This is a genomic window from Microcoleus sp. MON2_D5 (genome assembly GCF_036701905.1).
Taxonomy (GTDB): domain Bacteria; phylum Cyanobacteriota; class Cyanobacteriia; order Cyanobacteriales; family Microcoleaceae; genus Microcoleus.
Window position 1 is genome coordinate 1 of the sequence record NZ_JAUBRM010000040.1, and the last position, 11,672, is coordinate 11,672.

An 11,672-nucleotide genomic window follows, 5' to 3' on the forward strand; every position below is an offset into this window, starting at 1 on the left:
GGTCTGACAGCAGCAGCCGGCAACCGACGCTTCCTAGAAAGCGGCAGTTTTGGCAACTACATCGCGCATTCCCTATCCGGTACAGAGGGCGCTTACAACTACGCCTTTTCCTTCTCGCGAGAAAGCACCGGCACTTTTTATCATGCTGAAGGCGATCGCATTTTTAACAATCGCCCCTTAGATCAAAGCGCTACCTTCAATGTATTAGCCAAGGCAGGAGTAAACCTAGATTCTCAACAGCGCTTGCAACTAACATTCAATCACTACCGTTCTAGCCAAGTCGATAACGAGTATATCAACGATTTGAGGGTCGATACCCGCCCGGCAGGAACAGAAAAAGCCCGGGCTTTGAGAGTAGGAGAAATCGAAATTATTGACTCTAACCCCCCAAGAGATATAAATACTCTCTTTAACTTGACCTACACTCACGATCGGCTTTTTGGCAGCCAGCTTCAGGCTCAAGCTTACTATCGATCCAACTCTCTAAACTTTTTTCCTACCGATTTTCGAAATGCTTTTTTCAAAAATATTGCTTTTGGACAGGTAGAACATCAAAATTGGGGCGGTCGCTTGCAGATTGACACTCCTGTATTTACAGCAGCTAGTTTACTGTGGGGAGTTGATTACAACAACGAATACAACACCATTGTGCAAGATATTTTCGATCCTGTGGCTTACGATGAAAGCGGCGGTCGAGTTTACCGTAAAATTGACGAACGCGTCGAGGTTCCGCGTTATGACCTCAGCCAGCTAGGTTTGTTTGCTCAGTTGCGATGGGATATTAGCGATAACTTTTTAGTCAGCGGTGGATTGCGCCACCAGCGCATCGGCTTCAGTGTTGACGACTACACTACCTTCCCAGCCAATGCAGATATTGAAGGCGGAGATTTGGACTTTAACAGCACCGTCTTTAATGTCGGTGCTGTCTATAAAATCACAGACACATTTAATGTTTTTGGTAACTTTGCCCAAGGTTTTAGCATACCAGATTTTGGCAATCTCCTGCGCCGTCCGCCAGCCGGATTTTCGATTGGGGGCGATTTTAAACAGTTAGAAGCGGTAAGAGTTGACAACTACGAAATCGGGGTTCGCGGCAACTGGCAGCAAGTGCAAGCGTCTATTTCGGGTTTTTACAATACCTCCGAATTGGGTGAAAGTTTCCTATTAGACGAGCGCGGCTTTCCAATCGGAATTAACCGCGCACCGCAACGGATATACGGTGTTGAGGGAACTCTTGACTGGCGGCCGGGAGGGGGATGGCAACTCGGCGGTACTGCAACTTGGCAAGAAGGTGAAGATGATGTTAACCGAGATGGAGACTATTTGCCTCTCAATAGCAGCATTATCTCACCGCTGAAGCTGACGAGTTATATTCAAAACCAAACTACCCCGGGATGGCGCAACCGATTGCAATTAGTATATATCGGCGATCGCGATCGGGCTTTTGATAAAAAAGTTGACCTCGCAGATATAGACAACTATCTGGTGGTGGATTACATTAGCAGCATCGAGATTGGGCCGGGAACGCTAAACATTGGTGTTGAGAACTTGTTGGACAGTCAATATTTCCCAGTCAGGATTCAACGTGCCGGCGGTTTTAATAATTCCGAGAGGTTTGCCGCTAGAGGCAGAAGCATTAATGTCCGCTACGTGCTCAATTGGTGAAACAAATGAAATTGCGCCAGATCGCATTAGTTTTGCACCGCTATATAGGTGTGACGGTGGGGATACTGCTAGCGATCGTCAGCTTAACTGGCAGTTCGCTGATCTTTTGGAAAGAAATCAACGCTTTCCTCAATCCCCAGATGTTCCAAGTTGTGCCACAAGGCGATCGAGTATCTGTACAGTTTGTAGTTGATACAGTCCGCTCAGCTTATCCCGATTTGCAGCTTAATTTCATGGATCTGCCTCGCACGTTAAATAGCGTGTATACAGTGCAGATGCTGTTAAATAACGGCGGGCGTCTCTTCATCTATCTCGATCCTTACACGGGATCTGTTCTCGGCTCTCAGGAGTGGGGTCGGACTTTAATGAGTTTCATTTATGAGCTCCACATCAGCCTTCTGGGAGGTAAAGCCGGCGAGACGGTTGTTGGTATCTGCGGATTGCTGTTGCTGCTGCTGAGTGTAACTGGACTCATTTTGTGGCCTGGTTGGAAAAAGCTGGTGGCCGGCTTTTCGATCCGGTGGCATTCCTTGCCTCACCTAATGAACTACGACATTCACAAAGTCGGGGGGATTTTATCGGGTGTGCTTTTGATCGCGATCGCCTCTACCGGCACAGCCATGGCTTTTGAAACTCAGTTTAAAAGCGCCGTTTACTCGCTCGCCGGTACGCCAAAACCCCCACAATTAACATCAACTATTGTGGCGAATTCACCGACAATCCCAGCAGATATTGTTTTACAAAAAGCTGACTTGGCGTTACCTTCGGGCAAAAGCCTTTCCATTACCTTTCCCCGCGAACCGCAGGGGACATTCCTAGTGCGTAAAAGACTGGGCGGGGACATCCACCCCAACGGTAGCAGCTACGTCTATCTCGATCGGTATAGCGGAGAAGCTTTGCGGGTGGAAAATTCTTTTACAACAAATGCAGCTTTCCGGATTATAATTGCGTGGTTCCCGATACATATCGGTGCTTTTGGCGGGTTGACAACACGAATTCTCTACCTTTTCATCGGACTTACACCGACATTGTTGTCGCTCACTGGCCTCGCACTTTGGCGCCGGCGACAGTGGAGATTAGCTCAGCGGCGGGAAGCAAACCGCCAATTTACTGCGACAGTAGCTGAATCTCAAAATTTTTCTCCTCTTGCAGAATGGCCTTGGTTTTGAGAATAGTTTCTGATGATTAAAGTGAAAAGCATAATTTTCACATGACTTACGCAAAGAAACCGGGTTCCCTAGAAAAATTGTTAGTCTCTCAACTAAAAATCTACGAAAAACCTAGTTTCTAGCCTAGACCTGCGTAAGTCTTATTTCAGTTCATAGATGACAGTAGCAGCATTTAGTAAACGAGTTTTTTAGATGTTGAGGATTTATTAAATCAATTGCGACGGCCATTAATAGACATCTCCAATAACTGCCAAACCTTTCCCCCGCTTGGTTTCTTGTCCGAAGCTCGCTTCGAGCTTCGGACAAGAAACTAACAGTTAAATAAGGGTTGGAAGATTATATTAATCATAAATACCAATTTTTATGACATTATTCTTACTATTTTTTCCGGTTTCTATCGATTTTTCTTGACATATAACTATTGCACCAATCCGCCATCTCATTAATCCACATACGACCATAATTACTGGCTCGTAATTGCCAGATTTTAAGCGAAATCTCTCTGCTGCACACTAAATCTTCACCCACCTAATCATATGCTCTACTATTATTCTTTTTTTAACATTCTGTTTGTTGGCTTTTTTTGAGCCTCTGTAATATTTTTACTTCGATTTTTTTGTGACGAGTATCAATTAATAGTTCCCCAGCTTTGTACCCTTAAAATTTGTGCTCTGGATTCCATTCTTTTCGTCGGGAATTCCAAATTTTCATGTCCGCCGTTGTTCCAGCTTCTCCCACTACTACATCAACAATTTCTTCCCCGTTCGGCATTACAACTATTGGATTTTTTAAGGTAGGTTTTTTTTGCTTACCTGAATAGTATTTTTTCTTCTTTCTATAGTCTGTAAGTCTTTTTCTTGGCTGTTCATAGCTATCTAGAATCAACTAAAATTCACTCAATATTTCAACAAGTCATTGGCATTCCGAATCATTTTTTTACCTGTTATAACTCTCTAAGCAGGCAAGATTTATCTAAAAACTTTATCCATTTGTGAAAGATATAATTAGCTGCTGACTCACTGACTCCAAATAGAACTCCTAATACTGGAAATGTGGGAAGATGGTGTAAATATACCAAAGTCAGGAGAATTTGAGCGGCAATCTCTAATTTAGGTTGGCGACCATCTCCGCCTTTGATGATGCAAATTTTAGAATTATGTTGAACTTTTTTCTGCTGGTTATACAGATTGGTAGTCCTTTTTTATAAAGGACAGAGAAAAACAATCGATCTTGTTATGCAATCCCTATTTTTTTTTCTAACTTGTTGGTTATATTCGTGGATGAAGTTCCAGATTGCCCCGATATGATTTTCTAGCTTTTTCGAGAATGATAATGTTTTTCTCACTAACCTCGATATTCTCTGTCTTAACGTGTTGTTGAGCCTTTCAATATAATTCGTTAATCCGGTCTCCTTTCCTACCGCAAAATGCCTTTTGCTTGGCACTACCTTTTCATACGCCTCCCACATCTCTGTATACACCTTGGCGCACTGCTTATATACCCCTGGTAATGAATCCCAGAGTTGTCTGGCTGATGCCCGTGAACGCTCTCCGATATTACATCCGATGATTTCTCTGGTTTGAGCATCGAGCGCAATCCAGACCCATTGTTTGTTTCCTTTATGATCCACAAACGACCACAACTCATCCATTTGAACCGTCAGCTTCCATGATTGCTTTTGGCACTACTTCTGCTTGCTGCTCTACATGCTTGATAATATTTGTTCACATAGTTTTGGAGCCAGCTTGCTGACACACCTACTGTTCTGACTATTCCGGCTAAGGGGATTTTATCCAATAACAATAAATTTACCAATGCGATGATGTCTTTGTCTTTTGGTTTCCACTGTGGAGCCTCCACAAACTGTCTTCCACAGTCTCGACATTTATGGTTTTGTTTTCCTCTGCGCGTTGTCCCATTTTTCATAATGTCATCAGATCCACAGGTCGGGCAACTTAGAGCGAGTTTCATTCAATCATTCCTCTGTCGCGATCGTCGATCGATTATACTATTTTCCTCCGCCCTTTACAAAAAAGCACTACCTACAGATTTTATGCGTGAGTAATTAGCCCTATAAGTTGGTCATAGTTTAGACTTAATAGCCGAGTAGTTTCTGAGGGATGTCTTTCTATGTGTTCGCGAAGTTGACTCATTCTTTTTACATAAATCTCCCTTATAATATATTGGCAATTTAACGAGAGTTGGTTTTTTGGAGATGTCTATTATGGATGGGTTCAAGCCCGTGTATGTTCCTGGAACAAACCAGGCGTCTGGAAACCCTTGTCTCCCGGAGTATTACTAATCACTAATAAACTGGGTTCAATAGGACGATTTCTTAACTGTCACACCTTATGAATCCATACCTAAACAACCTACCCCAAATCTCAACTACCTTCCACGATTGAGGTAGAGCAAGTATTTGTGGGAAAAAATAGGTTGCTCGCAACCCTTGGCCTGCATTGTTACTCATAACTAATGAACCGGGATTAATAGGACGCTCACTTAACTGTCACAGTTTATTACTCCAGACCTAAAGCACCTACCCACAATCAAAACAACATTCCACCAAGGCATCGCTATGTATTACACTTTCGCAGGTTTTGGTGCCGTCACAGGCATATTTTTGCTGCTAGTTTTTGCCATTCTCCAATGGCTGCACGTCTCCGCCGGCAGTTTTATTGATTGGGTAATTGCCATTGCTATTTTTGAATGGCTGTTGCTGATAGTTACAGTTCCCTGGAATATCCATTTTGAAGCTAAAGAAGTTTTAGCGCAAGCCGCAGAATCGACTAAAAAAAACATTGCTGTCGATCGGGAACAACTCCAATACGTTACTTTATTAGTTCGCCGATCGCTCTTGGCGGCGATCGCACTTCACCTGTTTAGCGCGATCGCACTTTACGCCCTAGCCGCCACCGGAATTAGTGCTATTGGCTATCTCAGTTCCGGTGCTGCACTGCTGTTAACTGTACTGCGTCCAGCTATCCGAGGTTATCAGTATTTAGCCCAGCGGCTGACAACTATCCGCAGCCAATTTTTGTACCCCCGCGAAGATATTGTCGAACTCCGCAGCCGCTTTGCAGGGTTAGAATCTACTGTTAGGAATTTGAGCGATCAATTAAATTCAGACGATCCGAATTCGTGGGCGGCTGTCCAAAATCGGGAACGGCAAGCTATCAGAAGAGAATTAACTACTGTATCCGCATCTCTACAATCTTTGCAAGCGACAAATCAGGCAGAACACACTAAACTGAGAAGAGATGCAGAAAGTGCGATCGCCCAACTCACCGATGACGGACAATTTCTCAACCACGTCCGCGAAATCATCCGCTTCTTTAAAGAATCGTAAAGTCAGACGACTTTAGATTAAAGAATTGAATAATTGGGAATGACTGATGACTATCGAGCTTGAGAACTGGCCTACCGTAAAATTCTGGTTCTAAACTGCTATCATTAGTCATTAGTACAATTCCCAATCCTCAACCGGCAATGGCCACTTCCCTATCTTTAGATAGATGCCAAATAGTCGCCGATAGTAAAAATTTAAATAAAAACAGAATTTTATCAGTCTTCAGGAAGAGTCCATCAAGGTATTTTCCCTCACAGCAATTTTTCGCAAACTATAACCAAAGATAGTTTGTGAATGAGCTAGCTTGGGCATAATATTTAAACATAGCGCAAAGACCTTTTTGAAAAGATAACTCAGGAATAAATCATGACTAATCGCCAACCAACACCGCCCGAGAGAGAAATTAGCAAAGCAACACCCGCCGACGAAGAAATCGAAGCTAATATGGAAGCCCCCCACTACGACAGGGGCATTACTCCTGCGGAGACAGCAGCGCGGCAAGAACGCGAAGGCGCTAACTTCATGCACACAACCACCGAAGGAAAGCAGAAAGCTGCAAAGACTGATGACCAAACCGATGACGAAAGCATTCACACTACAGATGGTTATACAGTAGACAAAGAAGGTCTGGTTAACAATTACGCGATCGAACCGGAAATGTACATCAACGAACCGGGCGATTTGAGAGAAAAAGAGGAAGCTGAAGCCGCAGAACGCGCTCGAATTCTCGCAGAAGTGAAAGATAAAAAAGGCGAGGAAGGAAAACTGACAATGGATGCAGACACTCGCGGTAAAGGCCCGGGCATTATCTAGATTGTGTGGTTGGTAGTGGCGTTTCAGCGCGCGAAATTGCAACTGCAAACCCAAGGGGCGGGTTTTTATAGTTCCGGCAGTTATTGCTCGCTATTTCCGGTACAACCCGCCCGTGTTGTGTTTTGCACATCGGTTTTTTGAGTTGAGAAGTTACATCGTACCTCTCTCAATTACCGTATCAATCGGCAAGTTTTCACACCCAGCTCAAAAAAGCCTTAAAATTCCTCAAGCTTTAACATTTTCCCTCAGCCAATTAAACTTAGCCTCAGCTAGCGCCAAATTTTCCAGGACGTTAGGATTGATATCCTCTCGTTCAAATTCTGGTTGATCTAATTCAATATTGCGACCGTATTCTATATGTCTGATCGTACCGCGCATTCTGTCTGCCAGACACAGTGAAATTCCATAATAAAACCGGGAAGCGAAGCCCATATCGTTTTGAAGTTTGATTACTAACTGCCGCCTAGGAATTGCCAGCAAGTGAGTTTCTTCGATCGCCTTCACCGTTGCCAAAGGAGGGCGAGCGTCAATGAAAGAGACTTCTCCCACCAGTTCTCCGCTGGCTATTTTAGCGAGTTCTCTAGTCCGCTCAGCCTCGATCAAAACGCTCAAACTCCCATTCAAAACAATGTATAGCGCATCGATCTGTCTCCCTTCATGGATCAAAATCCCGCCCGGATCGAGAACTTCCTTTTTGCCTTTATGGACGATCCAGTTGATATCGTCATTATTTAACTGGCTCAAAATAAAAAGTGCTTTTTTCCTGCTGCTGTCGGCCATAAGTTTTAGCTCTCGATCCCTTCTTCTTTCATATAAAATTTAGATGGCGCGCGGTCGCAACTTCTTCCGAAGCAGTCCTCGCTCAATACAGTTTTTTTTATCCTGCCTAACTTCTTCGCAAAACCCATCTCAGCCAGGCTTTGCCCATAGCAGATGAATCAGGCTGAATCATAATCTCTCAATACTAGCATTTGTTAAACAATCTTCTTTAACTCGATCGACCTCAAAAAACTCGTGTAAAATTCGCGTCTCAAAACCAATTGGGTTGACCCGCCCAGCTTTGCTGCGGGATGGGGCGCGGTAGACAATGCTCCGCGCCCAGTCTTGCTCACTAAATCGATCGCAAATCAGGATAGCCGGCCAACATATCGTCAGCAGTCAGAGTGTCCCCGTTGGCTTGAGGAGTCCACAGCACCTCAATCGCCAGCAACTGCTCGCTCGATACTCCCCCAATCTGGCGCAAAGCTTGGCGCAAATCTTCAGAATTTTTCACTGCTGGCAATTGCAATTTACCTTGAGTACCGACAATCACCGTTACCACAATAAATTCCCCGGGCTCTGAATTCAAATCAGAAGCAACCAGCGCCCCATTTTCCTGCAAACCTGGCAGGAGCTTGCTGCTCCCTGCTTGCCGGAGCTGGTTGTTATAATTCGAGAGCGTTTCTTCAGTAAATTTGCTGCGTTCTGCCAAAGAAAATTGATTAAACTTAGCTTCGGCTGCTTCCAAGCGAGTTTGCACAGATTCAGCGCCCGCGTAAGCCCAGTATTCAGGATGCCGCAGCAGCGCCAGAGTAGATTCTTGCAGCACTTGAGCGCGACCTGCTGCTGTATCGGTATCCGCTTTTAGCGCTAGGGCGTCGAGTTCGGCTTGCAAACCGCGGGCCTCTGCTAGCAAACCAACTTGCAAGCGGGCGACAGATACGGTAGTAGTGGGGGCGCTGTTGCCGAGTTCGTCAGTTCCGCCCCCGGCGCGGCGGAAGCTTTGGACGAGGAAATTAGCGATCGAGATAAAAATCAAAATCGAGAACAGGCCGCCAAACCCGCCCCCAAAGCCAAAAAACGGCAGCAAGAACGGGAAACCGAAACCGCCGCCAAAGCCGCCGCCCGGGTAGTAACCCCCTCCCGACGGCGCGTAAGTGCGACTCGGGGATGAGTAACTGCGCGCTGGAGCACTAAAAGATCCGCCGCCGATGCGTCCTCCGCTGCGGGCAGCCAGAGCTCCATCAGCGTTACCGAGGGCTAGCGTCAGTACCAGACCGATCGCAAATAGTGGTTTCAAAAGGGGTTTCATCTTTGAAATTAGTTGCTTGTACATAAGACCGTTACTATTCGATACATTTATAATTTACAGTCTATCCTCGCTTCTGGGCAGCCTGGTTATAGGTATGAAGCCAGCGAGATATCCGTACCAACCGATCCAACCACATTTACGCCTGAGTCTGCAAACGAGAAAAGCTAGAAAGGACTTGCATTCCTTACTACTAAATTCTTGCACCATTCTCAAGAGCCGGCTTTCGGGCCTGTTCCACAAAGACTGAATTTCCTGTGGGGAGTACGGGTTGGGATCTTCTAGCCCGCCCATAAAATGGTTATTGAGAATGGTGCAACATCTCTGTTACTACAAACAATCGACATCCTGGCTTTTACAGAACTTTACTTAAGTACAGGGCGATCGGCCAACAATAAGCTCTAGACTTTTAAAGAAACGCCGCGAGTCCTCAAAAACAGGGCTTTATCTACCGTAAAAAAAACATTATGTTTCCAACTCACCGCCCCCGCCGCCTCCGCAACCATCCCCAACTCCGCCGGATGGTACGCGAAAATATCTTGACAACGAGCGATTTAATTTACCCCCTATTTGCGGTACCGGGGGAAGCTTTTGCTAAAGAAGTCACATCGATGCCGGGAGTTTACCAGCTATCGGTAGACAAAATAGTAGAAGAAGCAAAAGAAGTCTACGACCTCGGCATTCCCGCTATTATTTTATTCGGCATTCCCGCAGATAAAGACACAGATGCGACAGGTGCTTGGCACGACTGCGGCATCGTCCAACAAGCGACGGAAGCAGTTAAAAAAGCCGTACCAGATTTAATCGTCATCGTTGATACTTGTCTGTGCGAATATACCAGTCACGGTCACTGCGGCTATTTGGAAGTCGGAGATTTAAGCGGCCGCGTCTTGAACGATCCCACACTAGAATTGCTCAAGAAAACCGCAGTGGCTCAAGCTAAAGCCGGTGCAGATATTATCGCGCCTTCGGGAATGATGGACGGTTTTGTCGGAGCAATTCGCCAAGGACTGGACTCCGCTGGATTTGAAGATATTCCCATCATGTCTTACGCGGCAAAATACGCCTCAGCTTATTATGGCCCGTTCCGGGATGCTGCAGATTCTGCTCCGCAATTTGGCGATCGGCGCACCTATCAAATGGACCCCGGAAACGGCCGCGAAGCTCTTAAAGAAATTGCTCTCGACATTGCCGAAGGCGCAGATATGCTCATGGTTAAACCCGCTTTAGCTTATATGGACATCATCTGGCGCGTGAAGGAAGCAACTAACCTACCAGTTGCTGCTTACAACGTTTCTGGGGAATATGCGATGGTGAAAGCCGCCGCCCTCAACGGTTGGATAGATGAAGAAAGAGTAGTGATGGAAACTTTGACAGGATTCAAACGTGCTGGTACTGATTTGATTTTGACTTATCACGCCAAAGACGCCGCCCGCTGGCTGAAAAACTGATTCATATCATTTCCGGTTACACCGGAATGATGTTGACGGTTGACGGTTGACTGTTGACAGTGAACAGTCAACCGTCAACCGTTAACAGTGAACTCGAATTTACTATTCCGATGCTAACGGATTTGATATCACTTGATTTGAGATTAGAGATTAAAGAATTGACTCCACAGCACAATCTTCGGGTGTTCCCGTGGAGTAAACACATCTCTCGATCGATAGATGATTTTTGAGCCATTACGGCATATATTAAGCTCTCAGTTACGCATTAATAATTTCAGAAACCGGGTTTTTTGTCAGTGCGGTGGGCTGTAACTACAAAAAAATTGGTTTCTCTGTAAGCGAACTCTAAACCCATACCACATCAGTCATTCGCATCTAAAATCTCAACTCTCAAATCTCAAATGGTAGGAATTATAAGTTGGGAATTTTGAGTCAAAAACTTTTTTACAACATTTACCCCAAAAAGTATTAATAATCACCGAAATTAGTGAGAAAATATGTCTGAATAAAAATAGTTTTGTAAATGGGGAATTAAATCATTGATTGTTCCCAAGCAAAATCAACTATACCCGCTAAGACAGTAAAAGTAACAAAGTTTAGATACAACTTGAAGGAAGATTGAGCATGACATCAACGACTAGGGATTCCAGTCACATTCAATTTTGTATAGGTCGCGATCGCGCAGACATCGCACAGATCCAAGAACTATTTAAAGCCGCCGCCTTTTGGGCGAGGGAACGCAAGATAGAAGATTGGGAAATTGCGATCGCCAACAGCGAACCAGTTGTTACAGTTTGGGATGGCTCACGCGCGATCGGCTTTGCCAGAGCCACCTCAGACGGGATCTATCGAGCTACCATCTGGGATGTCGCCATTCACCCGGATTACCAAGGTGCAGGACTCGGCCGTAAATTAGTGCAAACCGTCTTGAGTCACCCTCGGATGTGCCGAGTAGAGCGAGTTTACCTGATGACAACTTACAAACAAAGCTTCTACGAGCGCATCGGTTTTCAGCAAAACGCTAGCACCACCATGGTTCTTGAAAATCAGCTTCTAGAAGAGAATCTCGAATTAGAAATTAGCAACGGCGAATTGCTAACTGCTAATTGTTAAATAATCACCAGATTGGCACCAAAATCTATAATATGTAGGGTGCG

The 11,672-nt window shown here is 45.1% G+C and carries 11 protein-coding genes; 6 read left to right on the plus strand and 5 right to left on the minus strand.

From position 1 onward, the window contains the following. On the plus strand, positions 1–1,665 hold a 1,665-nt coding region (locus tag QUA47_RS16235), incomplete at its 5' end, for a TonB-dependent receptor domain-containing protein (protein ID WP_333431507.1). A gap of 5 nt (positions 1,666–1,670) precedes the next feature. Further along, positions 1,671–2,834 (plus strand): PepSY-associated TM helix domain-containing protein, encoded by a 1,164-nt coding sequence (locus QUA47_RS16240; protein WP_333431508.1) that lies wholly within the window; start codon positions 1,671–1,673, stop codon positions 2,832–2,834. 657 nt (positions 2,835–3,491) lie between these two features. Here the strand turns inward: QUA47_RS16240 and QUA47_RS16245 are convergent. From QUA47_RS16245 to QUA47_RS16255, 3 genes are all read right to left on the minus strand, one after another. Continuing rightward, positions 3,492–3,719, minus strand: a complete 228-nt coding sequence (locus QUA47_RS16245) for a transposase family protein (RefSeq protein ID WP_333431509.1) — start codon at positions 3,717–3,719, stop codon at positions 3,492–3,494. A gap of 58 nt (positions 3,720–3,777) precedes the next feature. Continuing rightward, positions 3,778–4,020, minus strand: a complete 243-nt coding sequence (locus QUA47_RS31015; RefSeq protein ID WP_445302520.1) for a helix-turn-helix domain-containing protein — start codon at positions 4,018–4,020, stop codon at positions 3,778–3,780. 15 nt (positions 4,021–4,035) lie between these two features. Next, positions 4,036–4,805, minus strand: a protein-coding gene (locus tag QUA47_RS16255; RefSeq protein WP_445302519.1) for an IS1 family transposase whose coding sequence is annotated in 2 segments (ribosomal slippage) — positions 4,036–4,512 and positions 4,515–4,805 — 768 coding nt in all. Because the reading frame shifts where the segments join, the coding sequence is not laid out codon by codon here. Between the two features lie 607 nt (positions 4,806–5,412). On the opposite strand from QUA47_RS16255, the gene QUA47_RS16260 reads away from it, so the two are divergent. Continuing rightward, complete coding sequence (locus QUA47_RS16260; RefSeq protein ID WP_333431511.1) at positions 5,413–6,183, plus strand: hypothetical protein; 771 nt, start codon at positions 5,413–5,415, stop codon at positions 6,181–6,183. A gap of 366 nt (positions 6,184–6,549) precedes the next feature. Continuing rightward, positions 6,550–6,996, plus strand: coding sequence for a hypothetical protein (locus QUA47_RS16265; RefSeq protein ID WP_190656303.1), 447 nt, complete (start codon positions 6,550–6,552; stop codon positions 6,994–6,996). Positions 6,997–7,221: 225 nt separating this feature from the next. On the opposite strand, the gene QUA47_RS16270 is transcribed toward QUA47_RS16265, so the two are convergent. Together QUA47_RS16270 and QUA47_RS16275 are read right to left on the minus strand one after the other, a co-directional pair. Next, on the minus strand, positions 7,222–7,776 hold the full coding sequence (locus tag QUA47_RS16270; protein ID WP_190656306.1) for a cyclic nucleotide-binding domain-containing protein: 555 nt from the start codon (positions 7,774–7,776) through the stop codon (positions 7,222–7,224). Between the two features lie 331 nt (positions 7,777–8,107). Then, a complete protein-coding gene (locus QUA47_RS16275) occupies positions 8,108–9,091 on the minus strand; it encodes a DUF1517 domain-containing protein (protein WP_333431512.1) in 984 nt (327 codons plus the stop codon). A gap of 440 nt (positions 9,092–9,531) precedes the next feature. Between QUA47_RS16275 and hemB the strand changes: the two genes are divergently transcribed. Beyond that, positions 9,532–10,515 (plus strand): porphobilinogen synthase, encoded by a 984-nt coding sequence (gene hemB, locus QUA47_RS16280; RefSeq protein WP_333431513.1) that lies wholly within the window; start codon positions 9,532–9,534, stop codon positions 10,513–10,515. Positions 10,516–11,139: 624 nt separating this feature from the next. After that, the gene (locus tag QUA47_RS16285) at positions 11,140–11,628 is read left to right on the plus strand and encodes a GNAT family N-acetyltransferase (protein ID WP_190656314.1); all 489 of its coding nucleotides are present in this window, start codon (positions 11,140–11,142) and stop codon (positions 11,626–11,628) included. Positions 11,629–11,672 lie beyond the last annotated feature (44 nt).